19 protein-coding genes and 1 pseudogene are annotated in these 25,335 nt (G+C 52.4%); all 20 read right to left on the bottom strand.

What is annotated here, in order from left to right; genetic code table 11:
- Nucleotides 1-24 precede the first annotated feature (24 nt).
- The 20 genes and pseudogenes from rfbF to Q31b_RS08850 all read right to left on the bottom strand — a co-directional run bounded on the left by rfbF (nucleotide 25) and on the right by Q31b_RS08850 (nucleotide 24,855).
- Nucleotides 25-828, bottom strand: a complete 804-nt coding sequence (gene rfbF, locus Q31b_RS08950; protein WP_146599306.1) for a glucose-1-phosphate cytidylyltransferase — start codon at nucleotides 826-828, stop codon at nucleotides 25-27.
- A gap of 4 nt (nucleotides 829-832) precedes the next feature.
- Nucleotides 833-1,795, bottom strand: a complete 963-nt coding sequence (locus Q31b_RS08945) for a glycosyltransferase family 2 protein (RefSeq protein ID WP_146599305.1) — start codon at nucleotides 1,793-1,795, stop codon at nucleotides 833-835.
- A gap of 636 nt (nucleotides 1,796-2,431) precedes the next feature.
- Nucleotides 2,432-2,671: pseudogene (locus Q31b_RS29620) on the bottom strand (glycosyltransferase family A protein).
- A gap of 23 nt (nucleotides 2,672-2,694) precedes the next feature.
- On the bottom strand, nucleotides 2,695-3,078 hold the full coding sequence (locus Q31b_RS08930; protein ID WP_197171211.1) for a sulfotransferase domain-containing protein: 384 nt from the start codon (nucleotides 3,076-3,078) through the stop codon (nucleotides 2,695-2,697).
- A gap of 140 nt (nucleotides 3,079-3,218) precedes the next feature.
- Nucleotides 3,219-4,214 (bottom strand): glycosyltransferase family 2 protein, encoded by a 996-nt coding sequence (locus Q31b_RS08925; protein ID WP_146599303.1) that lies wholly within the window; start codon nucleotides 4,212-4,214, stop codon nucleotides 3,219-3,221.
- A gap of 300 nt (nucleotides 4,215-4,514) precedes the next feature.
- A complete protein-coding gene (locus Q31b_RS08920) occupies nucleotides 4,515-5,453 on the bottom strand; it encodes a glycosyltransferase (protein WP_146599302.1) in 939 nt (312 codons plus the stop codon).
- A gap of 76 nt (nucleotides 5,454-5,529) precedes the next feature.
- The gene (locus tag Q31b_RS08915; protein ID WP_197171209.1) at nucleotides 5,530-6,435 is read right to left on the bottom strand and encodes a glycosyltransferase family 2 protein; all 906 of its coding nucleotides are present in this window, start codon (nucleotides 6,433-6,435) and stop codon (nucleotides 5,530-5,532) included.
- Nucleotides 6,436-6,455: 20 nt separating this feature from the next.
- A complete protein-coding gene (locus tag Q31b_RS08910) occupies nucleotides 6,456-7,013 on the bottom strand; it encodes a glycosyltransferase family 2 protein (protein ID WP_146599300.1) in 558 nt (185 codons plus the stop codon).
- A gap of 11 nt (nucleotides 7,014-7,024) precedes the next feature.
- Nucleotides 7,025-8,200, bottom strand: coding sequence for an ABC transporter ATP-binding protein (locus tag Q31b_RS08905; RefSeq protein WP_231617411.1), 1,176 nt, complete (start codon nucleotides 8,198-8,200; stop codon nucleotides 7,025-7,027).
- Between the two features lie 206 nt (nucleotides 8,201-8,406).
- Nucleotides 8,407-8,766 carry a four helix bundle protein gene (locus Q31b_RS08900; protein ID WP_146599298.1) on the bottom strand — a complete coding sequence of 120 codons (360 nt, stop codon included), beginning with the start codon at nucleotides 8,764-8,766 and terminating at the stop codon, nucleotides 8,407-8,409.
- A gap of 36 nt (nucleotides 8,767-8,802) precedes the next feature.
- Nucleotides 8,803-9,705, bottom strand: coding sequence for an ABC transporter permease (locus Q31b_RS08895; protein WP_197171207.1), 903 nt, complete (start codon nucleotides 9,703-9,705; stop codon nucleotides 8,803-8,805).
- Nucleotides 9,706-9,785: 80 nt separating this feature from the next.
- Nucleotides 9,786-10,358, bottom strand: coding sequence for an acyltransferase (locus tag Q31b_RS08890; protein WP_146599297.1), 573 nt, complete (start codon nucleotides 10,356-10,358; stop codon nucleotides 9,786-9,788).
- A gap of 105 nt (nucleotides 10,359-10,463) precedes the next feature.
- Nucleotides 10,464-11,594, bottom strand: a complete 1,131-nt coding sequence (locus Q31b_RS08885) for a glycosyltransferase (RefSeq protein ID WP_146599296.1) — start codon at nucleotides 11,592-11,594, stop codon at nucleotides 10,464-10,466.
- Nucleotides 11,595-11,652: 58 nt separating this feature from the next.
- Nucleotides 11,653-13,152, bottom strand: coding sequence for a glycosyltransferase (locus tag Q31b_RS08880; RefSeq protein WP_197171205.1), 1,500 nt, complete (start codon nucleotides 13,150-13,152; stop codon nucleotides 11,653-11,655).
- Nucleotides 13,153-13,415: 263 nt separating this feature from the next.
- Nucleotides 13,416-14,273, bottom strand: a complete 858-nt coding sequence (locus Q31b_RS08875) for an XrtA system polysaccharide deacetylase (protein ID WP_146599294.1) — start codon at nucleotides 14,271-14,273, stop codon at nucleotides 13,416-13,418.
- 186 nt (nucleotides 14,274-14,459) lie between these two features.
- On the bottom strand, nucleotides 14,460-15,353 hold the full coding sequence (locus Q31b_RS08870; RefSeq protein ID WP_146599293.1) for a sugar transferase: 894 nt from the start codon (nucleotides 15,351-15,353) through the stop codon (nucleotides 14,460-14,462).
- A 97-nt stretch (nucleotides 15,354-15,450) separates the two neighbouring features.
- On the bottom strand, nucleotides 15,451-16,110 hold the full coding sequence (locus Q31b_RS08865) for an exosortase-associated EpsI family protein (protein ID WP_146599292.1): 660 nt from the start codon (nucleotides 16,108-16,110) through the stop codon (nucleotides 15,451-15,453).
- Between the two features lie 208 nt (nucleotides 16,111-16,318).
- The gene (locus Q31b_RS08860; protein ID WP_146599291.1) at nucleotides 16,319-21,235 is read right to left on the bottom strand and encodes a hypothetical protein; all 4,917 of its coding nucleotides are present in this window, start codon (nucleotides 21,233-21,235) and stop codon (nucleotides 16,319-16,321) included.
- A 141-nt stretch (nucleotides 21,236-21,376) separates the two neighbouring features.
- Entirely contained in the window at nucleotides 21,377-23,653 is a 2,277-nt protein-coding gene (locus Q31b_RS08855) for a polysaccharide biosynthesis tyrosine autokinase (RefSeq protein WP_231617410.1), read from the bottom strand.
- A 125-nt stretch (nucleotides 23,654-23,778) separates the two neighbouring features.
- On the bottom strand, nucleotides 23,779-24,855 hold the full coding sequence (locus tag Q31b_RS08850; protein ID WP_146599290.1) for an exosortase/archaeosortase family protein: 1,077 nt from the start codon (nucleotides 24,853-24,855) through the stop codon (nucleotides 23,779-23,781).
- Nucleotides 24,856-25,335 lie beyond the last annotated feature (480 nt).

Raw genomic sequence — 25,335 nt, 5'->3', positions numbered from 1 at the left:
GAGCGGCTTATGGAAATAGGCGATTTAATCTTGATACCCGCCTTGCCAAACTTTCCAGGGGGCGGTGCCGCTGGCCCAAGTTTCTTGCAAACTTTCCAAGTCCCGGGTCGTGTCCATGCACTGCCAATAGCCCTGGTGACGATAGGCCATCAATTCGCCCGCTTCGGAGATCCGCTTTAGAGGATCCTTCTCAAGCACGCAGCCGGCGTCGTTGTTGAGATAATTGAACAAGCGTCGGTCGAAAACGTAAAACCCGCCATTGACCATCGCCCCTTGGTTACCGACCTTTTCAGAAAACCGGGTGATCCGATCGCCATCAAAGTGTAAGTCGCCGAACTTGGCCGGCGGGTACACCGCGGTCAGGGTCGCAAGCTTGCCATGGGCGCGGTGGAAATCGATCAATTCGTTAACATTCAAATCGGTCACACCATCGCCGTACGTCATCAGAAACTCGGAGTCATCGCCCAAGTAACGCTCAATCCGTTTGATTCGCGCGCCGGTCATCAAATCTTGACCGGTGTAGGCGATCGTCACTTTGGGACAGAACCGTTCGCCTTCGTCATGAAAGCGGACTTCTCCATTCGCCGTGGAGGAAAAGTCGACGGTGAAGTCATGCGAGTAGGCTTCGAGGTTCAAGAAAAACTCTTTGACGACGTCGGACTTATAGCCAGTGCAGAGAATAAACTCTTCATGTCCGAAGTGCGCGTAATAACGCATGATGTGCCAGAGGATCGGGAACGGTCCGACCGGGATCATTGGTTTTGGCAAAAAATCGGTGACTTTACCGAACCGCGACCCGTAGCCGCCGGCGAGGATAACGACTTTCAAAAGATCACTCCTTGGTTTTTGTATCGTGAGAGGAGAGGGGGTGAAGCCGTGGACCGAATAGGAGGTATCGCAACCAATGGAAAACGGCGCTACCGCGAGCCCGCATTCCGGTCAGAAAATAGGCCCAATTGTCACGACTGGGATGCAGCAGTGCGGAACGCAAACCGAGATCTTTCAAGAAGCAGAACCGAAAAGCGATGCCATCACGGCCGAACCAGCCGAAATGTTTAAGAAACAGGTAGAGTGTATTGCGGGTGTGATTCAACTTCCACTTCAGCGACCGTTCATTCATATCGCCACGCGGCTTAGCCAGATGTTTCACCGCGATGCTACCATCATAGACGACACGGTAGCCCAATTTCTTGGCCGTAAGGCAATGATCGGTCTCGATCCGGTTACCGCTGCTATAGTCCTGGGCGAGCAGAATCGCATCATGCCCACCGCCACGCTCCAGAAGTTCGCGCCGATACGCGTAACAAAACCCGTAAACATGCTCGACGTCGATGGGGCCGTCGGTATCGCGAATGAAGTTGCCGTGGACAGTGCCATCCTTCGAGATCACACCGATTTCTCTTTCATCATCAACGTAATCATCCTCGACCGCTCGAAGGCCAACGACGCCGATTCTCGCATCGGACGTCAAAATGCTCTCGAGGCGTACAAAAATATTTGGCGGCACTAAAGCGTCGTCGTTCACCTCCAGAACCCACACTCCGCGAGCTTCGGACGCGCCTCGGCAAAGTGAATACCCCAGACCGTGGCCAGATCGATTGATTGTGTACCGAAACGGTAGGCTTTCATCGAATGCCGCCGCGACAAACTGCGACGATTCCGGAATTCCGTTATCATAAATGAGCACTTCATAACTGGTCGGATCGTCGATCGATTCGGCAATGTGTTCGAGTGCCAAACGCAACGTCTCCGGTCGACGGTATGTCGGAAGCACGATTGTCCAAAGGATCGCCATAGTTCAGACTTCAGCCGCCGGCACAGCAAATACCGAATTCAAGGCCAATCACCGCCTATGCAAAAAGCTGGGGAAATTTGCTTTAATTATCGCGAAATATCGCTCAAAACGCAAGTGGCTTGCGAATGACGCAGTAGGCTTACCCGCCACTCGATAGCAAATGCATTGCGCGAGACTAAGAAGCATTTGGCGATATAAATAGCGTGGACTTCCGAACCAGTATTTTGGGTCTCGCACCGAACCACGGAACCGGGGTGCTTGATACTTGCCAACGACTCGAGCTATTTTCAGGTGTGGTGCTTTCACCAAACGATGTTCTGCGATTAAGTGGTTAACGTAGGCGGCTGGCCGGTAATGAACACGGAACCCTGCGGTCAATGCCTTTCGATAGAGATCATCATCATTTCCTGCGATGGTATCGTCCCCGCGGAGGCCGAGTTGTTCATCATACAACCGGAGAGATCGAATGACGTCAGCTTTACATGCGTGATTGACTCCCGCGAATGATCGCTTCGGATCGCTACTCACGAACGGCTGATCTCCGAAGTTGAAACAAGCAAACAGCCCGGCAGTCTGAGGACCGAACCAGGGCAGTGGAGAAGAATCACGAAATAAAGGGGAAACAGGACCGAAAACTCAATCGGCATTATCGTTTCGAAAGCAAGCGTCGATCTCACGTAACCAATCTTTAGCAGGAAAAGCGTCATCATCAGTAAAAAACATATGCGACCCGTTCGCATTCTTACAACCCGTGTTGAGGCTCTCGAGTGGCCCAACGTGCCCTCAGAAATAATAGCTTACGCGCCAGGAACATCTCCTGGAGAAATCGAGAACCACCTCTTTCGTGGAATCCGTGGAAGCGTCATCGACAATGATATACTCGAAATCGAAATCGCCTGTTAAAAGTCCAAATCCTCAATTCCGTCTCGAACCGCGTGCAGATAGGCCGAATACGTGCGGTCGGCCGGGTTACGTAGCACGGCGATCAGTTTCGCGTCGGGAATTAGACTCGCAACTCTTTCTGCGGTCGACTCGTAAAACAAGTACATTGGCGACGATTCGCCACGGACCTTGAAGCCCTCGGTTCCCGCGAACATCGCCTTGTAATCATCCAGTGAGTCAACGGGGCGATACTTCTCTTCGTAGAGTTCCGGCGGAACATCGTGATGGCACTCTTTCTTTGCCGCCATAAAAACATCAGGGTGCTGGCTCATATAAAAATGCAACAACGTCGTCGCACATTTGGCCGACCCAAGAATCAAGACGTTTGGTAAAACTGCCATCGCCATCTCCAAAACGCATTTCCAACCGACTCATCGACTAACGCAGACCTGTCGGCCATTTCGTTAGCAGAGACATGCTAAGACATTTCTCATAGATCGCCAACAGGCTTCCTGGCCGATTAAAGGCGGCGAGTGCCCACTCAATGTTCGCGTTCGTCTAGCCCAGATGGCCCCTGACTAGATTGATCCTGAACAGGCTTACGAAAAAAGAAAAATCCGCGGCACGAGGACTTAACAGCATTCCAAAACAGGCCGGCGAAACCAATAACCCGCAATTCGAGATGAAAAACCTTGTCGTATTTTCCGACGAGGGTTTCCTTTGATAACTTAATCAGGTCTGAAAACGCCTGGCGGTAACGATACCTCGGCAGGCCGAGCATTCCCTTGGGGGCCCCATGCCGCAACCGCATCATCCGTAGTTCGTCTCGACTGCCCCTCCACTGGCGGCGTCGAAAATAGGATCGATTACACCGCTCACGGGGGATAAAGTGTTTTATCAAAACGTCAGGGGAATAGACAACACGAAGCTGATGCTCATGAGCCTTTCGGAACAGCAGTGTGTCTTCACCACCAAATCCTAGGCCACCGTTGGGTCCCAGATCCGGCGCGAAAGGCCCAATCAGTTTAAAGACACTACGGCGAAACGCGTAATTGACACCATAGCCGTAACCTTCTTCTGGCGACATGACGCGACATTCGTCGCCGTGGTCCAGTAAGGCAAAACGGCCTGACATCTGTTCAGTAAACCAAGCCGGCGATTGTGTTTCCCACCACGGTTCGACGCGTCCGTAAATGATATCCGCCTGAGTTGCCTCGAAAACCGTCAATACTTGAGTCAGCCAATCGCTGGAAACCAAGGCATCATCATCGGTCCAGGCCAAAATCTTACCGGAGGATTCTCGCACCGCGCGATTCGCTGCATTTGACTTTCCTTGTCGCGTTTCAAAGACATAGCGAACTGGCAACAGGTCCTGAAACTCCGTGACCACCTCATGAGTGTTGTCTGTGCTCGCATTATCGACCACAAGCAACTCCCACTCGACATCAGCGGACACGCACAACCCACCAAATGCCTGCAATGTTTGACGCAGGAGATCACAACGATTCCATGTGCAGATGATAACTGATATATCCAACGCTACGCCTTCGAAATGCGATACCGAGAACGGTCGATTTTACCCGAACAACTCAAAGTTTGCTGAAGGGAGCATGCAAACGCAAAGTCGAGTAAGAAGCAAGAGACTGATTGAATCAATTTACGGAACGGCTAGACGCACCGCCTACAGCGGCTAACCGGCAGCCAGGAACTTCCAGGAGCATCATTCCGACATTCTGCACAGAATTCAAATTTGTCAACTTTCCGCCACGAATTGAATACGCCCGTTTATGTTAACCCGGTCACGCCTAGGCTCTCGGACGGAAGATTGCTCCACGTATCATTCAGTTAATCGCGAAGCTTTACCACCCGACCGGCGAGATAGGTGCCACGCAGACAAAACGCCATGTGCGGCGGCAGCATTCTGCAAAGCTCGAATCCATGCTTGGTTCTTCACAGGGCTGTGGAGTAGCCGAATAGCGGTCGATTCAAGCCAGCGTCTCACAGCCCATCGGGGGAACGGGTAAGTACCGTCACCCTGTTCAATAGCGACCGCATTTCCCTCAGACAAGCCCCTCGCAAAACCATAGACGTATTTCGGTCGCATCCGCTCCGGTATAATGTAATGTTTTACACAGGCATCCGGGACCCAAACGCCGGAATGCCCGCGGCGGAGCATACGTCTGATCACATCGGTTTCATCGCCACTTTTCATGCCCAGTCCGCAGCGGCCGAGATTTGGATTGTACAAAAATTCTTTTTGCGCACCGGCCCGGAACGCCATATTTGCGCCAAAGGGGTAGTTGTTGCTGGTTATTAGAGTGCCGTAGTCTGACGCGTGACGGATTGCGTACACGCCTCCAACCTGGTACGCGTGGTTTTTCAGCCAGGCGGGCGGATCTTCTTCAAACCACGGTTCGATTTCGCCGCCGAAAATTGATGCTTCGGGAAACGCGACCGCGGCTTTCACATAAGCAGCGAGCCATCCAGGATCGACGAGAACGTCATCATCTGTCCAGACAAGCAGGTCGCCCCTTGTCGCAGAAATTGCGCAGTTTCGCGCCTTGCTGAGCCCCTGCTGTCGCTCGACTAAGACTCGCAAAGGGAGTTGATGCTGGAACGCTTTCAGGACCCCCTGTGTATTATCCGTTGAATTATTATCAACGACGAGCAATTCCCAAGAAACATCGGCGGGAACGGATAGCTGACACATTCGGGCCAGCGTTTTATCGAGAAGCCTCGCTCGATTCCACGTGCAGATAGCGACTGTTACATGCATTTTCAAAAACCACTGCGGCAACGCCGCACGAGTAAAACCAAACTATCGCCAATAAGTTCCACAACAAATCGACACATCAAACTTTAAAAAGTCGCTCCACGCAAACATTTGCCAACTGCTTAATGATGAACAGACTCGCCTTAACAAAACTTTCTCCGGACTGAATACTTCGGAGCGCCAACTTCAACGAGGCCCGACGTTCCCCCCGCGACTGGCAAAATGTTGCCTGGCCCAGTAAAGTCGCCGGAAAATTGAAGCTCTGCGGGACAGGGAACATCTCTCTTGCTATCTGGTCAGCTCCACACCGCTCGATGCAGTTACGAATCGCTATCTGCTTGACCTGCTGCCACTCGCAAGCTCGGGTCCGATTGATACTCGCAGGATGTTGTCTCCATTTCAGCAGCACGTCTGACAAATTGGCTACCCGACCCAGTTCGGATAATTTAAGAAACAGATCGAGATCCTGAGCAACCGCGAAACATTCGTCATAGCCACCGACTTGATGCAGTGCAGACGCCTTGATCATGACGGCGGGATGCGTCAAAGCACCGCCGTTTCCGGAGAGCAAATCGCGGCGAATCAAATCATGATCTGTCGAATGGCCTCGATTGCCAAGTGAAAAACCCAATTCGTTGATCAGCTCGACCTCGCTTCCGAGCAGCACCACGGAAGGATTCGCTCGAAGAAAGTCAAGCTGACGGCTAAATCGCTCTGGCATGGCGACATCATCACCATCCATTCGGGCAATGTATTCACCCGACGCGACAGAAATCCCACGATTGAGCGATTTAGTGAGACCTTTGTTTTGATAATGCCGGATAAGCTTAATCCGGTCATCCGCCGATGCCTGAGATTCCAACCAATCGCCGGTACCGTCGGATGAAGCGTCTTCTATTATAATGAACTCGAAATCTCGATGAGCCTGATCGAGGACACTCTGAACGGCGCCGGCAAGGAACGGAAAGCCGTTGTGCACAGCCATGATTACGCTAATAGTAGGCTTCACTGGTAACTCGTCGAACTGCCGAGCATGGAACGCAATTTCCGGGCAACACGAGCGATCTTGAACCTGACGAATGACACTGTCGGACGCAAGAACCATGTCGCGTCAACGAAACGCTCTTTCCACAACTGTGACACGGGGACAGACAATTTCCAGTCCGGTGGACTAGCATGCCATCCCATGCTGAGGGCTTTACTGAAACGAAAAGTAACGTCACTAAACTCGGGATACTCGGGTACGATCTCATCGATCAGGGCGAGGGTATGAATTCGGATCCAAGTCAGAAAAGTACAGGACACGTCCGCATCGAGCCACGCGATCATGTCTGCCTGAGCAGCTTGCATCGCCAAGTTCCGTGCTGCCGCATGTCCTTGATTCCGGGAAGTGCGGACCAGCTGAACGCCAAAATCCTGTGCGATCGTTGGGGAACCATCAGTTGAACCGTCATCAGCAACAATAACCTGGTCAGGCTGGAGGGTCTGACGAAAAACAGACTCCAACGCCTCTCCTAAATAGGCAGCTGCGTTATAACAAGGGATTATTGTCGCAATTTTCATACCATCACAGTTTACGGTGAGACTTCCCAGGCACAAGGCAACAATACGGATCCTTGGTGACGGTTCGGCAGGTGTCCGGTTCCAAAGTGATCCTTGAACACCACGTCGAGCCACAAACAATCCAATGCTTCATCGAGCGTAACCCCACCATCGGTGATTTTAATATCGACTGAATACTTGTCTGGCACTAATGGCAGATGAGGAATCACACAAGAGATAGTCTGCCCCTCTTTGTTTTCAAGTGTCATCCCGCCGTGATAGATGGTATGAAACAAAACGACTCTCTGACCAAAAGAGTTATTCAAAACGATCGTGCAATCGAATCGGCCTACACCCGCATCACCAAGGGTTATTTTGAAGCAAAGTTTCGAATCCGTTTCAATCTGATTTTCCGATCGCGCATCGCCAAGCATGGCGACTTTACTAATAATTTTCCCCGGTCGCTTAATTTCTGAGCCCCGATATTTCAAATCACGATTGCTAGTAAGGCTAAGATATTCAACTACCGCGTCGTCAGCCGACTGCAAAGGCGTATTTTTACCCGTGTTCATAATCACACCCTTCGTACAGAGGCTTTTCACTATCCCCAAGTTATGACTCACAAAGATTACGGTTCTCCCACTGCCGGCTACCTCTCGCATTTTCCCGAGGCATCGGGATTGAAATTCCGAATCTCCTACCGCCAGCACTTCATCGATTACGAGAATCTCCGGGTCCAAGTGGGCAGCTACAGCGAAGGCAAGGCGAACCTGCATCCCGGATGAATATCGTTTAGTCGGTGTGTCGAGAAACTTCTCAACTCCCGAAAAATCGACGATTTCATCGAACTTTTTGTCTATCTCTTTTTTGGTCATCCCCAGAATTGTGCCATTCATATAGATGTTGTCGCGCCCGCTTAATTCGGGATGGAAGCCGGTGCCGACTTCTAGCAAACTACTAACTCGGCCACGAATCACCGCACGACCGCTAGTCGGTTCAGTAATCCGGCTGAGGACTTTCAACAGCGTGCTTTTGCCCGCTCCGTTGCGACCGATAATGCCGACCACATCGCCTTGCTCAATCTCAAAGGAAACGTCTTTTAACGCCCACAGTGTGTCGTCGGAGTCGCTAGTGCCTAGCGGCGAGTTGCGAGTGTTTGTGTTGAGGGTGCGGAGGTTCCGGAAGTTACGCCATGGGGCTGCAAGCACGTTCTTGGCAGCACCGACGATCGTGTCGGGAACCTCTTCTTTGTGGCCGATTCGGTAGGCTTTCGAGAGATTTTCGACGGAGATGACAGAGGGCATGGTATTTAGGGGCTAGTGGCAAGGAGCTAGTGGCTAGTGGCTAGTGGCTAGTGGCTAGTGGCTAGTGGCTAGTGGCTAGTGGCTAGTGGCTAGTGGCTAGTGGCTAGTGGCTAGTGGCTAGTGGCTAGTTTTTTTCGGTGATGTCGGATTAGGGCGGCTAGCATTTTACTGATTTGGTGCGCTTCATCGGCCCATTGTCTTGCATCGGGTCGGTGGAGGAAACCGGCTTCGATGCCAATCAATATCTGGGTTCGTAACTCGCCTGCAGAGCCTTTGGCAATCGTTAAGAACCGAGCGATCTCGGCATCGCTGTCTCTTTCGTAACCTTCAGCGATATTCGATGGAATCGAAAGTCCGCTTCGTGTCAACTGGTCGCGAAAACCGAAGTCTCGCAATTCCTTCGTTTCTTGATACAACGTCACCGACAATCTCGCCGAACGTTTCCAAACATCCAAGTCTTCATAGCTCATTTTTTTTAGCCACTAGCCACTAGCCACTAGTTTCTCTCAAGCTACGTCGGCGAAGATCTTTTCTTTGCTGCGGAAGAAGACTAAGCCGGTTAAAAGCACTGCGGTCGCGGATACGGTTCCTACGGCTAATAAGTCCCAGGGGATGGGCTGGCTGCCTAGTATGGCACTGCGGAAGCCTTCAATCACGCCAACCATCGGGTTGAGTGCGTAGTATAGCCGGTACTGTTCCGGGATCATGCTGGTGGGGTAAACGACGGGCGATGCGTACATACCCAATTGGACCAAAAACGTCATGGCGTGCTTAACGTCACGATACTGGACCGCTAATGTGGTTAACCAAATGCTGATCCCGCTGGCGGTGACGACCATTAACGCAATCAACAACGGGGTGACTAGGATTTCAGGCCCGGGTAGATGTTGATAGTAGCTCATCAGCAGCACCATCATGACTGCGGCAATTCCGAAGTCGACGAGCTTGGCGACGACAGCGGATAATGGCAACAATAATCGTGGGAAATAGATCTTGCGTAGCATGTTGGCTTCGCTGACTAGACTAGAAACTCCATCGGTGATCGCGTTAGAAAAGTAGGTCCACGGCAATAAGGCCGCTAGACTGAACAGGGCGTACGGTGCTCCGTCGGAGTCGATGTTCGCAAGCCTGCCAAAGATGATCGTGAACAGGACCATCGAAAACAGCGGCTGGATCACGGCCCAGCCGATGCCGATCGCAGACTGGGCGTAACGGACTTTGATCTGCCGCCAGATTAAGAAGCGAAATAGGTCTCGGTAAGCGACGAGCTCTTTCCAATCAAAGAACTGTAGCCCTTTGCGAGCTTCGATGATCGTGATGTGTTCGGGTGCGAACATCTCGTCAACGCTGGCTGGTAGTGGCGTTGCGCCGGCAGTGACTGGCGGAGTGGTGTCGAGTATGTTAGGCATGGTATTCAGTAACGGAAAAATGCGTAGCGGAACTCATAGAGAGTTTCGGTGAATTGTGCATGGGACTACGGGATTGATAGTTATTCAACTCGGGATCGGATTTGTTTTGCAGGTGATCCAGCAGCGACCACGCGCGGAGGCAACGGTTTGGTGACGACCGCTCCGGCGCCGACAATTGTTTGTTCACCTACATTATTCATTATGATTGCACTGGCACCAATCCAGCTATCTCGACCGACGGTGACTCGCCTTGGAATACCGGGTTGCTTGCGAATCGGGACGTCCAAGCGACTGGTTCCATGCATGTGCGGACCACTCGGAATTTGGACCGCTGGGCCGAGTAGGACGTCGTCTTCGAGCGTGACGCAACCGAGCATGCATCGCGGACCGACATACACATGTTGGCCCAACCGTGTATTCGTTTTGGAAAGCAATGCGCCGAAGGAAATCGTTGCGGTGGGATGACAATGATCAAGTGTATGACGATAAAAACCGACCCGAAGGTAACTGCCGAGCGTTCCTGGCAGCATGGACAATATTTGCGAATGCGTTTCCAGGGATTGGTCAGAACTCCCTAATCGCGATAGGATCGCGTGAGTCAGTAGCAGTGGCGAGACGAGGAGGACCGCCACCGTTCGGGCGATGCTTTGCAATAGGGATATAATGGTGATGGAATCGAAAAGGTTGTGGAATCGTTGGTTGACAGTCTAGTTGGTTGGCGGCTGCAGAAGACGGTTTCTTTCGGATCGATGTACCGACTAAGCACGGCTCAGTTGACGGTAATGCTCACCATACTGTTGGATGACTTTATCGAGATCAAAATGCTCTTGAACCCGCTGCCGAGCGGATTTACCAAACCGTTGACATTTCGCTGGATCCGACAGCAAATCGACAATGGCTTCGGCAAGCTTCGCATCATCACCGCGAGGTGCCAAGTATCCGTCAACGCCGCTGCGCATGTGTTCGGCATTGCCACCGACATCCGTTAGCACCGATGCACATTCACTGGCCATCGCTTCAAGCAGAGTGAGTGATGCGGCTTCACTAATACTCGTTAGTGTGAACAGATCGACGGCTCTGAGGATCGCGGCGACATCGTGGCGGATGCCGAGTAGTTCGATTGAGTTTGCAAAGTTCGTTGAGGGCGTCTCCGCTCGAAACGATGCATCGCTTTGCTGGATTTGTGCTTCGATGTTGGCGCGTTCTGGACCATCCCCGACGAGAAGCAGCTTTGCATCGGGTAAATGGTTATGAACACGTTCCCATGCGCGAATTAACGTCGCATGATCCTTTACCGAATGAAATCGCCCTACACAGGCAACATACTTTCGACCGTTTACGAGCCCGAGCGATTCACGAAGCTGTGCTTGAGTCGCCGCATCGCCACGAGGTGGTAGTTGATCCAAATCCACACCGTTCTGGAGCGTCATTGCCAAAGGAAACCCCTCGATGTTCTGCAACGCTCGTGTACTAAAATCACAGCATGCGGTGGCTGTATCAGCATAACGGTGAAGCAGAAGTCGATTGGCCCACCGTCGTTTCGCAGACACGATATCTGGATAGTGACGGCCATGTTCAGTGAACAATACTTTCACCGGAGTACGATAACGCAATCTGGCAATGGCGGAGTAAAAAAACGGAGTGTATTGGTGTGCATGCAGGACATCGATACCTCGTGAGCGTACTTCACCGTCAAGCCGCTTCGCCATCTTAAGATCCATGCCAGGTTCTCGATTCAAAACGACAACGGGGGTTCCGTCATCGAGAAGTTGTTGACCAAGTTCACCAAGGCCATCGAGGCAAAAAATCGTCGAGTGAATCTGTCCGGCAAGTCGCTCGATAATCTGTTTAACCAAAACTTCAGCGCCAGCGACTTGCATTTTGTGCATGACGAAGCCGACCCGAATGCGATGATTGGAATCAAACAATGTTGGAAACAATCGGTATTTAGGACGATAACGAACGGCAGATGGGTTGCTCGAGCAATGTGTCAAAGTGCCGGAGCCGGGCCTGCCAAGAAAATTGGCTAACAACGTAATCGCGAGCTTGTCGACCGATCACTTTTCGCTGAGATCGGAGGTGCCCGAGTTCTCTAATCGCGTGAACCCATTGCTCAGGAGTGTCAGCAATGATGAGCTCTTCTCCTGGCTGCGCATCAATGCCCTCGGCTGATTGAGTGGTCGCGATGACAGGCAATCCGCTTGCCATCGCTTCAAGGACTTTGTTTTGAATGCCTCTCGCTAGTTTCAATGGCGAAATCGCGATGTCGGCTCCGTGCAAATAGGGACGAACGTCGGGGACCTCTCCGACGAGGTTCACGCCAGGCAACTTAGCCAAATCTCTCACTTTTGCGTTCGGACGCCGACCTACGATGGTGAGAGAGATGGGGAGTGGGGGGGGAAGGAGTGAGGGAGTGGGGGAATGGGAAAGACGGGGAGATGCGTTTAAGGTAGGGAGGATTTGGCGGCAGAACCAATCGATGCCTTCGACGTTTGGTTTGTAATCGAGGACGCCGGTGAAAATCAGAGAGAGAGTTGGGAGTTGGGAGTGGGGAGCTAGGTGTTGGGAGTTGGGGGGTGCTTCATACTTTAGGCTTCTCTGTTCACCTTTCAGACTTCTTTTATTTCCCGCTTGCCGCGCGAGCGGGAAAAAAAAGTCGGTGTCGACTCCGTTACTGATGCCGATGATGGGGGTGTCGGTGCGGATAGAATTGCGGAATAGATCGGCTTCTTTTTCGCTGACCAATGCGACGGCGTCCGCTCGGTCTGCAATTCTTTGTTCCAATTTGCGGACTCGGTTTGCTTCGAAGCGATAAATTGGACGTTTGCTCCAAGTCGATTCTTGTCCCATTTGGGACCACTTGGCGCTGTCGACGTCGACCAAATCGACGATCATCCGCGTGTCACTGAATAACGGCGTGTCGACGTAGGGAAACATGCTAGAGCAAAATACTAATACCGCGTCGAACGGGTTGGATCGTTGTTGCTGCGCGATCGATTTTGATAATGACCGGGAATGAAACATGCCTTCGGTTAGGCTGCGCCCACGGGCGACCGCGGCTGCTGCACCCGCAAGTCGGATGATGCGATTTAGCGGAGCAATGATGACGGATTCACAGAATTCTTGGACATGCTCGTGATCGTTTTTACTGACCTCTTCATCATTTGTACAAGCTAACGTGACCCGGTGATTTTCGCTCAAGACCCGCAGCAGGTTGTACGAACGGATTCGGTCGCCGCGGTTAGGCGGGTAAACGAAGCGATGCGTTAGGAAGAGAAGACGAGGAAGTGACAAAGGGGATGAAGTGGGGGATTCAGGGGTACGTGCGTTGTCGCTGCGTTTGATGTTGTTTTGGCGATAAGTGTTAATCGGCTCTGCGAGCCGATAGGGTGCATGCGAGAGAGCCAATGCTTCGGTCAGCGCGGACTTCGTCCACTTGGGTGACACCCTAATCGAAATATCCGCATGCGGAAGGTTCTGTCTAATAAAATTATTGAATAGAGGATGATACTTCGTCACCCTACGCATCAGTCGGGAAAAGTGCAATCGGCTTGTAGCGTGTCAGTTTAGCGACATACGGAATGCCGATCGAACGCCCGTTATCGACCCGTTTGATGTTTTCTTGCGGGCATTTTTCTTGTGTGCGAGGCTTATGTGAGAGGCTCTCTGAGACTCGGAAATCTCATCGTCTCAGAGAGACGCTGCTACGGTTAACAAACGGCACTCTGCCGTACCGCATCCATGACGGTTGACATTCGATCAAAACGATGCGACTGACAGAGTCGTCGAAGCCGGTCGGCGGTGTGTTTCAGGTTGACGTAGTGACGGAATCTCGTTCGCTTGGTCAAATTTTGCATTCTCGGTTGCTCGGAATCGATTTCCCATGGATGCGTATAAAACATCGCGGGACGCCCCTCACGACGGACCACACGGATCGCCTTACTCGTTACCGGCAACGGAAACAGGCGAAAATAGCCACCTCCTATGGGTACATGAAATCGCCCACGCGACCATGCCGACGGAGGGAATTCGCTAATCTCACCGTGCGCGGTCTCCCGTTGATGAATCTCTTTGTTCGCATCCTTTACGCCGTAGCGATCATGACCGCTAATCGGAAAAATACTTGAGTCGGTCGTGAAGCCATGCTCACGCAGTAAATCGAGTGCCCAGAACGATTTGTCGGTAATCGAAAAGCTCGGGGCACGGTACGCGTTGACCTCAACGCCACAGGCGCTAGCGATCGCATCTCGGCTTGCTTGAATGTCCTTCACAAACTGCTCGGGTGTCAGGTCATAAACGAGCTGGTGCCAATAGCCATGCGAGGCAATCTCATGCCCGGCTTTAACGATCCGCTGAACCAATCGCGGAAAACGCTCGGCAACCCAGCCTAATACGAAGAACGTACCGCGAACCTGGACCTCATCGAACAACGACAACAATCGATCGGTGTTTCCCTGCACGCGACTTTCATAGCGATCCCAATCGTGCCGAGTAACTCGGTCGGCAAACGCGCTAACGTGGAAGTAGTCTTCGACATCGACTGTCATCGCGTTGGGGATTAGATCCATGGTATGGAAGGTTCGTTAACAGAAGTTGTAAAGCTAGTAAATAATATCATTCAGACGCTTATCGCTGATTGCATTGCCGGCTATCACGTCACTTTCTCAGAAGCGACTGTGCGATTGGAGTTTGTTTCATACCCAAGGTGATAGATCGATGGAGAGATCATCGACGACCTTCGGGGGGCGTATGCATCAGCGCGGTCGTCGACCGGGGGCACGCCGAACCGGAGTCGAATCGTCAATATACGACTCGCTTTCGCTGGCATCGGATCCCACTGTTGAAACGGCAACCAAATCCGCACGCCTCCTCCGCCGTTTAGCAAACGGGCGTGGACGCCAACGCGGTAGCGGTGAGGCGGAAATCAAACCATGATCGACCAAGACATCTCGGCGGCATAGCCGCATCCATCTCATCACCGTCTCACCTTTGATGCCAACCATCCTCAACCCGGTTGCAGCTAAGATCCGCAACTCCATCCAAGTATTCGTTTCACAAATATAAAGCAGATCCAAAACCTGTTTCCGCTTCACATCTTCGATCGTTTCATCCGGCGGCAAATTGATTTGCGCCAAACCTGTCACCCCTGGCTTCACCGTGAGTCGTCGATAGTAATTATCAATTTCGTCAGCCAATGTATCACAGATCGACGGCCGCTCAGGACGCGGCCCAACCAACGACATTTCACCTCGTGCAACATTGAATAGCTGCGGCAATTCATCGAGATGAAGCTTGCGAAGCCAACGTCCAAGTGGCGTGATCCGACTGTCGCCGCGAACGCACCATACCGCTTTGCCGGGCTTCTCGGCATCAAAAACCATCGAGCGAAGCTTGACCATTTCAAACGTCTGCCCATTTAACCCCATGCGGGATTGCTTGTAAAAACCAGGCCCAGGAGAGGTCAATTTGACGACAGCCCACAAGATCAAGATCAGTGGAGAAAAGAGCACGAGGGCTATCGCACCGACAATTCGTTCCAGCGCATACTTCCGCGCGAAGAACGGTTGGCGACTGGCCGGTAATTCCAAAAACGCATCCGACCCACCGACGCTTTCCGAATCCAGGATAATACTTGGCAAGGAAGTCATGTGAAAATCTCTTGTTGGAATCAGTAAACAGTAAGTTCAGATAAGAAAGGTTGTCAGACGAATCGTCCCGCTAACCCTATTGGGTCGTTTGGCATCCCTACTCTAACAGGGCGTCGATTTCAGGCAAGAAGGAAGTGAGAAAATTGTTACAATCGTTTTCGCTTACTTCAACGCTACCTGCAACCTGAATCTTGTAAAGTGAATGAGCCATCCATAAACGGGGGTATTCGGCGGCAATCCAAGCATCACCTTCGCTCCATGCGTACCAAACGTCCAAGCTTGGTTCCGTTGACGGTGCGATCGCAAATTGAACCGAAAAAAATTCTTGCTGGCCACTTGGTGTTTGAATAATCTGTTTCTTCGTTTCACCAACTTGTTTTGTTCCAACCGAGCTGTAACAAATCTCTGGCGTGTGCACCGCGATCGGACCTCGCGGCCCGAACAGCACCGCAACGGTGACGGTCGATTTCGTCCGATCATGCTGGTAGACGGCAAGGCTTGAACCATAACAACGTAGTAGTTTTTTTGCGCCGTCGTCTAGTTCGTCGCGGTGTAGCAATGTCCAATCCCCGCAATGGTCTGGCAATTGATTGAGTCTGTCCCCTTGTTGAATAAGGTCTTTCGGTTCCGACCAACGTCCATCAAGGACACCATGGGCAACGCCGGACAGCAAGACAAAGGTGATGACGACCACAAAAGGGATCATCCGATAGGTTTTGAAGACCGATGATTTCGATTCTGTTTTTGCTGATTTCATTTGCTGGGTCTATTCTAAAATGTTGAGCGATTAATCACGGAACTAGGAGATTACGACGAAGCTGCCCTCTATCAGTTATCGCTCCGCTTGAGTTTTCATGCGTTTGAGTTTTCATGCGATGACTTGACCGTGGCCTTGATTGCCAGCCTTGATTGCTCAGGTCCCAGGCTGGAAGCCTAGGCCACGTTGCGGCGAACCCGCCTTGATTTTATGTTTCCAGAGTTTCCTTCAGCTCCTCCAGTTTGACTTTCTCCATTGCCGTCAGCGCCATGGGGTCCAAATTCTTCAAGTTCACCTTTTTCCACTCTTGATGCGCCTCTGCATCGTTCCCTTGCGCTAGCAAGGCGAGGACTAGATGAAATTGGTATCGCGGTTCGTTTGAGTCTCGGAAAGCCTCTCGGAAAGTTTGCTCGGCATCCTCGAGTCGCCCCGCCTTCATTAAGACGACGCCTTTGGTATCGAGTAGTTCAGGGATCTCACCGGCCAGTTTAATGGCTTGTTCGACGACCTTGATTCCTTCTGCTTCACGCCCGGGGATTTCGGAGAATGCCATGGCCAAATTGTTGAGCGTGCGAACTTGAAACGGATCGATTTGCCGCGCCAGTTGATACAGTTCGATCGCCTCTTCGAACTGCTTGGTTTGCATTCGCAGCGTGGCTACCGCTTCAAGTAACCCAGCATCGCGGTTGTACTTCACAAGCGCCTGCTCAATGATCGTTTCCGCTGCAGGGCCGACCTCGGGAACCCGTTTGCCCAGAATCACTTCAATCATTAACGTCACCGATCGGGTATCCTGATACTCGTTAAAGTGGTCGATGCAAAGTTGCTGAGCTTTTGCCTTTTGGTCGGACTGTGAAAGGGCAGAGACATAGGTTGATAGCAAGGACGGATCTTGTTCATACGCCTTTTCGAACCACCCGAGCCCTTGATTGACAAATCCTCTTTTCAGTAGCGAAGTCCCTGCAATGGAGTAATACTGAGCGGAATTCTGCTCGTCACCTGCGGCGTCTTCGACCCAGTTTTGCACAATCATCGGTACCTTCTCAGGGTCACCGAGTTGGTCGATGTAGCGTATTTCGATATCCAAAGCTGCAGTCGAACCGGGGTCCAGTCCCCTTTGTTGATCAATTAATTTCCGAACACTCGGCAAGTCATCGACCTTACCGCGAGACAGCAAGTAGTCGGCATAGCGATACAGATCGACTACCTGCACGGGAACGATTCGAACGAGGGATTCATAAACGGATCGAATCTCACTGTCCAACTGCTTTGCTTCCTTCGTCTCATTTTGTGATGAAAGGGGAAGGGCTTCGAGTTGGCGGCGCCATACAGCGGCTAGGACACGAGCAGCATCATTGCTTCTTGAACTGCGTTCGGCAACGAGTTCTTGTAGAATCTCTATCGCATGGTTTTGTTGTGCCGCTTCGCCATGCGTGCTTAACAGTATTGCGTAATAGAAACGATTGAGACTGGTAACGTTATCGGATAACTCCAGTAGTTGCCCCAGTTCTTGCCAATCGAGATGCTTTCCATCTCGAGTGGCAAGGGCGTGTGCCAATTGGTTTCGCAACCTCGCGTTGTTTGGGTCACTACGTTGTGCACGCCTCAGTACCGATATTTCATCGCTGCTGCGCTGCATTCGCTTGTAATGCCGGGCCAGTTTGAGCTGGGTCTGGGCTGACGGGTCGAGCTTTTCAGCCTGTTCGAGCAGCGGCAAGGCCAGTTCAAAATCTGCGATTGCGATCAAGCCATCACTGGCAAGCAACAACTTAGAGAGCTTCGGTAGATTGCCATCCTGAATGGTTTTGATTTGCTTTCGAATCAGCGTTTCGTCGTTCGTTGCCAAAGCGATGGAGAGCTCGGTGGAGGCGATCGACTCCGGCTTTGCATCTTCAAACTGACTCGCCGATTGAACCGCATTGCGAGCTTCGGCAAGCAGTTGACTGCGTCGATCAGCCTCCGATGGGGAAGCGTCGGTTGACGACATCACTGCGGCGGCTGCCGCGGCAGCTCGAGCCAGGATCAGATGGCTGAGGTAGTTGTTGGGTTGATCAAGGACATTTTCTCGAGCCACTTCCAAACTACGTTGGAACTCTCCTTGCCGCTGTGCCAACTCGACCCGCGTCGACGCGAATTCTCCGATCGATTGGCCGCTTGCTGCAGCAACTCGCTGAATGTCTTCTTCGACTTCCGATTCGCGGCCTAGCAGAACGAGTTGCTCCCAAAGCCGCAGCCGGGTCGCCATTCGCTCGTCTCCTGCGGCAATCCCTTGTTGCAGAATCGACACCGCCTGTGACGATTTGCCTTCGATTGCCAACAGCCATCCTTCCAAGGAAATCGCTTCACCCCAGCGAGGACGAACCGCCAAAATCTCTTGAGTCCATTGGCGTGCTTCAGCAATCCGTGGGTCATCCCTCTCGATTTCCTGGCGATCGTTCCGTAGTTGATCGATCCGCTCAACGGCTGCCAAGAATCGCCAATAGGTTCCCTCCGCTCCCTCCGCTGCCTTCAACTTTTCGAACCAACCTTGGTACAACGGATTCGCTTGAGGCTGATTCATCGCAATCGGTTTAGGGCCGCTTGCTGGTTCCGCCCGATGGAGGAACTTTGAGTCATTGGGCAATTGCAATGAAAGTTGTGCGAGCGAGAATAGCGTTGCAATCGATTTCTGGTCGTCGGGGGTGTCCGCGAGAGCTTGATAAGCTAACTCGGTCTCTTTTGCGGCGATGGCAAACGCTGCGGCGAGTCTACGAAGTTCCAGTTCGCTGAATTGTGCATCGGCAGACTCCGCGTCGGTGGCATTGGTATCGATAGCCGCCAACAAAAACTGCGCTGCTTCAATGAGCTTTCCAGCGGCGCCCATCATTCTTGCTCGCACACTGACTGCCCGGTAATCGTCACTTCCTAAAATCGCATCGAGTCGGTCGGCAGCTTCACTTGCCGCATCGCTTCTCGCAGCCGCAGCCAGCCTCTGTGCCGCAACCGCTTGGATACTCGCGTCCTCGGGGTACTGCTCGGCGAGCTGAAGCAAGGCGTCGGCAAACGAGGGCGAACGCAAGTGCTCGTCAATATCGGTTCCCGAGGGCGGCAGCATCAATTCCACAAGTTGCAAACGCCGAAACGTTTCCACGTTTTTCGGTTCATCCTGAGAAGGGGTCGGTGCGCCATGTTGTTCGCTAATCCGTCTAAACTTCGCGCGGATACCGCTGAAATCCCTTTGTGATTTAGGCAATCGTTGCTGTTGGTCCAACTCCGCTTCAATCGCTGCGAGCTGGAGCTCCATCTGGTCGGAATTTGCAACCATTGACCAATGCATCGCTTGGCGTTCTCTATCTCCGGCACGCCCCCAGGCCTGGGCCGCCTGTACCCGCAGCGAGGCGTTTTGCGGATCTAACTGCGTGGCTTGCTCCAACGCCAACGCGGCCTGGTCCCAAACTGCTTGTGATTGGTACAAGGACGCCAATTGGACTGTGGCGAGCAGTTTTTCATCGTTGGGCACGTTGACTGAGCTTGCGACGACTCGCCGCAGACCATCGGTCGCTGCGAGCATGTTGCCTTGGATTCGATCGAGCGATGCGCGTAGAACCCATTGTCGCCAACGAGCGATCTCGATTTTCCGTCCGAGTTGGCTTCTCGCCTCGCGATTCAGTTCCGTCTCGGGAGCACTGATTAGCTTCTGAGAGTACTGTTCAATCGCCTCTCGAAATTGCTTCAGTGATTCACTGGCATCTTTTATGGCTTGGTCGTCCGACAACGAGACCGAATCGGTCGTGTTTACCAAACGGGTGTTTGCGCGGCGACTATATTGATGGGCAACTGCACCGAGAAGATCAAGGCTATTTGGATTGACGGATTCCAGCCCTAGCTTCCAAATCTGTAAACCTCGGTCTGGGTTTCCAGACGCTTCGGCTTGCGCGCCGGCTAGTAAGTAGAGCGTTTCCATTGTCGAACGTGGAACCAATTCGACATCGGACGCGAGCAATTGATCATAATAAGAGCGAGCCAATGGAGGATTCGCTTCGGTTGCCCATCGCGCAGCTTCTAGCAGTAACGAGAAGTCCCAAAAAGCGTCTTCGGCGGACGAATCGCCCGACCCAGCCGTGTAGCGGGCCAAGCGTGCGGACGTCTCGTCGGCACTGGATGCAAGCAGTTCGTCGGCGTTTTGCGAATCGCCACATTCCAGTTCGAATTTATACTGAATCAACCTTGAACGGCTATCGATGTTGTTCGAAAGGATCTCGATGTATGGCTGCATTCGCTTTGCGAGTGATCGTTTTTTATGATCGTTCGTATCACCCACCAGATCGAAGGCGTCGGTCGATTTACCGGCAAGTTCTACGAGCAACGCAATAAGGTCAATGTTCTCTTGGTTCATGGGAAGCACATGCAGGAGCACTTCGCCAGGCTTTTGCTTGGCAAGCCAATTCCAATGACTTTCATCGGACCGCGATGGCTCAGTTGTCTTCGCGCCAATGGCAGTTGGGTCCCATTGTCCGACCAACGCTCTGGCCATGGCTTGATTCATCAAGACATCTTCGGGATCGGCATCGAGAATGATGATTTGGCGTTCTGCTTCGCGATACCACGTACCGCCAAGGTCGAGTAGTCGCTCAATCAACCGCCGACGCAGATCATGCACCTTCGCAACATCGTATTCTCGAAGTTGACCAATCGCCGAGCTAAGATGTTTTCGCGCGAGGTCGGTAGCTTTGTAATGCTCGGACCCTCCAGGGTGGGCTGCATCGTCTACAGCATCGTCGGCAGCGATCGCCAGTTCGTAAACCGCCTCTTTATCGTTCGGCTGCATTAGCAGATAACGCTGCACCCATTTCGAATAGCCTTCGAAATTTCCAGCATCGGATGCTGCCTCGGCTCGTGTCTTGTAGACCTGGGCCGCTTGACGCGAATGATACCAGTATGACCAACCGGCACTGAAAACCAGGATGGCTGATAGGACAATGCTCGTCCACAGCAACGGTCGATTCACTCGCCACTCATATTGGCGGGTTTCGATTTTGGCTTGATAGCTCAACCGTCCAGCGCCCTGCGGGCTCTCGCCCGTTGGGTAGGCTGTGTTTGCCTCGGCTGTTTCGGCACGTTGTGATGAATCGGTGTCGCTGTTCATAATAATAAGCGTGGCTAGAGTGGCGATGAACCAGTGTCGTAGCGGTAGTCGCCAAGACTTTCGGCATTTTGTCGACGGCTGTCGATCCTCTTGGCGTTGTTGCCTACAAGGTTGCCTATAAGAATTCGCTGCCTCTTCGACCTAGCTTCGCACTCCTGCATTCATGAAGTAGTTGTAATCTCCGTAACGACTTGAATATTCCTGAGTCGCAACACCGCTAAAAACGGTTCCTGTGACGGTGGCACCGGCGGCTTGTAATCGTCGAGCGGTCAACTGCGTTGCGTCTTGGCGACTGACATCCCGCATCACGCACAGCAGAGTTGCATCCGCAGCGGCCCCGACCGTTAGCGTTTCCGCAGCCGAAAGGACTGGAGCGGTATCGATGACGACGTAGCGATAACGCTTGCAAGCTTCGTTCATAAAACGATTGAATGCCTCAGGGCCAATGGTTCGGTGCGGACTCGTCTTCAGCAGTCCGGCTGGCAACAAATGGAAACGCTCTCCGAGGCTGGTGTCGACGGCATCCGACAACGATGTCGTTCCGTCGAGCACCGAGCACAATCCAGGCCCCATTTCAAGTCCGAATAAGCGATGTTGGTCAGGGCATCGCAGATCGGCATCGACCAATAAGACCGTTTCCGCAGTCGCATTGGCAATCGACAATGCCAATTGTGAAGCCACGCTGCTTTTTCCTTCCCCCGATACGCTACTGACCACGGCGATGCTGCGAACGTGCTTCCAATCGGTCGAAAGCAACAGATTGGCTCGCAACGAGTCGACGCTTTCCTCGAAAACTCGCCGAGCTTTCGAATTTTTATTGCCTGTGGGGAGTTTGGCGACCTCACCCATCACGTCAAGATGCCCGACCGCCGTGCTATGCGTAACCCGGTGGACACGAACTTCCCAGAGCAGCCCGAATAGAAAAGGAATCATCATGGCCCCGAGCCCAAAGACGGCCATCTTTTTCAGAGGTATCGGCTCCACTGGCGTTCGCGGGGGGGTGGCTTTCGCGATCGAGCGGACGGCACCATCCTGGCGACGCTCGGTTCGGATCGCCGCAACGCGATCACGAAGTTTTCGGAGCACGTCATTGGCAACCGATAGTTCCTCCTGCGCGAATTGCAATTCAGCGGTTGCCCCGCCGAACTGTTCCAACCGCATCCGTTCTGCTTCGTATTGATTTTGTAGGACCGATAGTCTCGATTGTAGCTGTTGGCGGTTTTTTTTCTCAGATACTTTTTTCAGCCGGACGCCAATTTCTTTTTGACGTATCTGTTCACTCTGAGCAAACTTCAGTTCATCGGCGGCAAGTTGCTCAAGTTTTGCCGTTGCGGCTTCTCGGGCAACCTCCTGGGCTTTCTTGAGTACCTCTTCCCACTCCGATATCCTGGCGAGGTTCTCGTTGTAATATTCGCGGCGAATTCGAACGAGATCGTTTTGTTCCATGTCGAGGCTGATCTTCTTGTATCGAGCAATCCGACTTTTGGCTTCAAGAACTTCGGGGTCGGCGTTGACCAAAGCCATGATATTCGCTTCGGAAGGCTTACGCGCCGCCGAGAGGGCAGTCTCGGCGAGGATTTCTGCTTCGGGCTCAAAGTCTGATCCCTCCTTATCATGCATCGCCAATTGGGCGTCCATGACCGCCAATTGGACGTTCAAATCCGCGATCTCGTCTCGTAATCGAGCCATCAAAGAAAGGTTGGAATCACTTTCCAACGAAGCCGCGTTCTCGCCCGGTGCGTAACCGAGTGTCTGCTTGCTGAGCGATTGGACCAAACGCTGACGCTCGGTCACCTCTTGCTTCCAACGTTGGATCTCCGGTTCAAGCCAGCGTTCTAGATTATTGACCCGGCTATTATCAAACGAATCTCGCTGTCGGAGGTAGGATTCGACAATGGCGTTACAGATCAACGCAGCCGCTTCCGGGTCGGTGTCTTCATAGCTAACGATCAAGCGGGCTGCTGTCCCAGCGCTCGCCACGGTCAAGTTTTTTCGCATCGCCGCTTCGGCTTTCCCCGGATCCGACAAACTCGGGGCAATTCGAAATTCGGGGTCCGATAACACAGGATCAAGAATAATCGGATTGAAAAAGAGAGGCTTCTCGGTCCTTGCCAGATCGTTAATTGTCGGCATTACGCCTTTGAATACAACAAAATCTTCATTGGCTTCCAGTAGATGACTGGCGCGGTAAGTCGGCACGAACGTCCGATTGACATAGTACACCGAGAAACCACCTAGCAGAATTCCAAGCGGCAACGCCCAAAACCAACAACGCCGAAACGTGACCCAAAGAATCCACGGATCAAATGCTGCCGCTGCATCCTTCGGTGGCGTCGAAACCGTTCGAGACGGAACCGCTTTTGTCGTTTCTTCACGAGCGTGAGGACTCGTTTTGGTTAGCTGTTGCGTGTCGTTCATTCTATAAATACCAATTATGTGATTCGCTAATACCAAACAAATTCGGGAGGCCATCCATCGATGGCGGCTCCGTTTTTGCTCTCAAACCAGTGTTGGGTTGGAGAGGATTATGCTGGAGGATTAATTTAAGTAGCGGCGGTATTGACCGTTGGGTCATCCGTTCGGGGTGACTTGGTGGGCAAGAAGTCCTTGGCCGTCATCCGCTCGACTGGCCGATAGAGATGCTCCCAATATGTCTTCAAGAGCCACAGTAACACAAACGCGACCGGGATCATCACGTACCCAGAGATGTCGTGAATCCGATGCCTGATCGCTGCGTCCTCGGCGACGGAGTAAAACAACCCAATAAACGTAATCCGTAGTGCATTGACAAAAACGGCTAGCGGCAACGTGGCGAGCAAAATGATGATCCGATCCATCCAATTGCGACTCGCCATCGAAGCCCAAAAGAACGCCAAAGCGGCAACGCCGACGAAGATTCGCAGCCCCGAGCAAGCTTCTTCAATCAATAATCGTTCGTCATTGACCCAGACGACATGGGCCTCGGAAACCGCTGGCTGGCCGAGTACCCGCAGCATCACCGTGCTGCACTCGGTGGCGACTCCCTGCAGTTTCCAACTCAGCATGCTCTCGGCCTGAAAAGGAAGCGGAACCATGAAGATCAAAAAAGCGATCGCTGGCGCGGCCCAGCGAAGGAAACGCCATCCAAATAAAAACCAAGTCGCACCCGCAACGAGCACCAAAATGGACCAGCCGTCCAAGAAATCCGCATAGACCAAGCGGCTAACCATGCGCATCGCGATTGCAACCAAAATCAGTACAATGCCCATGAAACTCCCCGAACGACGTATTCCCGGCATCGTCTCACGCCGATGCCAAAGCAAAAACAACGCTAGCGGCAAGACCAAGTATCCATGAGAGTAGTCCGGCTCATTCCGCCACGAATCCTCCATCCACACCAAGGTCGGCCAGTAGGCGTAAAGCATGAACAATAGCAGCAGACCCAACGCGGGCAAGTAACGCGAGGTCCATTCGGAGCGATCGGGGTACGTAAGCGTTTCCGCTAAATCGTTTTCGCTCTTTGAGGTTCGGCCGAGACTCGTCGGAAACGACTGCTCGGCGGATGCCCTCGACTGGGGCTTTGACGAGCGATCAGGTGCGGATTTACGCGGTTGCCGACTTTTTCTACGCCGCTTTTTCATGATGTTGTTCAGTCAGATAATGTTAAGCCACGAGATATATTCCGGTTAGGCTTTGTGGTGGAAAGGGTTATTCGCAACATCAGCAAATCGGTCCCGCTCCACAACGATGCGATGCTTCCACCCCTGTTCGATCTGGAAATTAGTATACCCGCTGACGGGGTGGTGGTCAACTAGTTTTTACTGGTGAGGCAAGTTTGGCCCGCGTCAATATGCTTCGTGAAATTATGATTTTCTTTAGGAATTCAGTGAAAACAATAATCAAGCTTACATTGGGCTTACGTTGATTCCGATGTAGACTAAATAGTGTGTGCTTCGTTGTAAATTGATCGCTAAGATTATGATTGAACGCTAATGCTTTGTCACAGCTTGATTTTTAGGCTTGGTAAAAGAGTGGCTGGGGCACCTTGCCCCAGTAAACTGCGGCTGGAAGCCACAGCACCCCAGTAAACTGCGGCTGGAAGCCACAGCCACGGAAGATTC

It is taken from the genome of Novipirellula aureliae, from assembly GCF_007860185.1.
Taxonomy (GTDB): domain Bacteria; phylum Planctomycetota; class Planctomycetia; order Pirellulales; family Pirellulaceae; genus Novipirellula_A; species Novipirellula_A aureliae.
This window is presented reverse-complemented; position numbering and strand designations above follow the sequence as displayed.

Coding starts and splice junctions, on each gene's coding strand:
- Q31b_RS08945 (WP_146599305.1), bottom strand. CDS start 1,795: ATGGCGATCCTTTGGACAATCGTGCTTCCGACATACCGTCGACCGGAG.
- Q31b_RS08930 (WP_197171211.1), bottom strand. CDS start 3,078: ATGGCAGTTTTACCAAACGTCTTGATTCTTGGGTCGGCCAAATGTGCG.
- Q31b_RS08920 (WP_146599302.1), bottom strand. CDS start 5,453: ATGCATGTAACAGTCGCTATCTGCACGTGGAATCGAGCGAGGCTTCTC.
- Q31b_RS08915 (WP_197171209.1), bottom strand. CDS start 6,435: ATGGCTGTGCACAACGGCTTTCCGTTCCTTGCCGGCGCCGTTCAGAGT.
- Q31b_RS08910 (WP_146599300.1), bottom strand. CDS start 7,013: ATGAAAATTGCGACAATAATCCCTTGTTATAACGCAGCTGCCTATTTA.
- Q31b_RS08900 (WP_146599298.1), bottom strand. CDS start 8,766: ATGAGCTATGAAGACTTGGATGTTTGGAAACGTTCGGCGAGATTGTCG.
- Q31b_RS08895 (WP_197171207.1), bottom strand. CDS start 9,705: ATGCCTAACATACTCGACACCACTCCGCCAGTCACTGCCGGCGCAACG.
- Q31b_RS08885 (WP_146599296.1), bottom strand. CDS start 11,594: ATGCACAAAATGCAAGTCGCTGGCGCTGAAGTTTTGGTTAAACAGATT.
- Q31b_RS08875 (WP_146599294.1), bottom strand. CDS start 14,273: ATGGATCTAATCCCCAACGCGATGACAGTCGATGTCGAAGACTACTTC.
- Q31b_RS08870 (WP_146599293.1), bottom strand. CDS start 15,353: ATGACTTCCTTGCCAAGTATTATCCTGGATTCGGAAAGCGTCGGTGGG.
- Q31b_RS08865 (WP_146599292.1), bottom strand. CDS start 16,110: ATGAAATCAGCAAAAACAGAATCGAAATCATCGGTCTTCAAAACCTAT.
- Q31b_RS08860 (WP_146599291.1), bottom strand. CDS start 21,235: ATGAACAGCGACACCGATTCATCACAACGTGCCGAAACAGCCGAGGCA.
- Q31b_RS08855 (WP_231617410.1), bottom strand. CDS start 23,653: ATGAACGACACGCAACAGCTAACCAAAACGAGTCCTCACGCTCGTGAA.
- Q31b_RS08850 (WP_146599290.1), bottom strand. CDS start 24,855: ATGAAAAAGCGGCGTAGAAAAAGTCGGCAACCGCGTAAATCCGCACCT.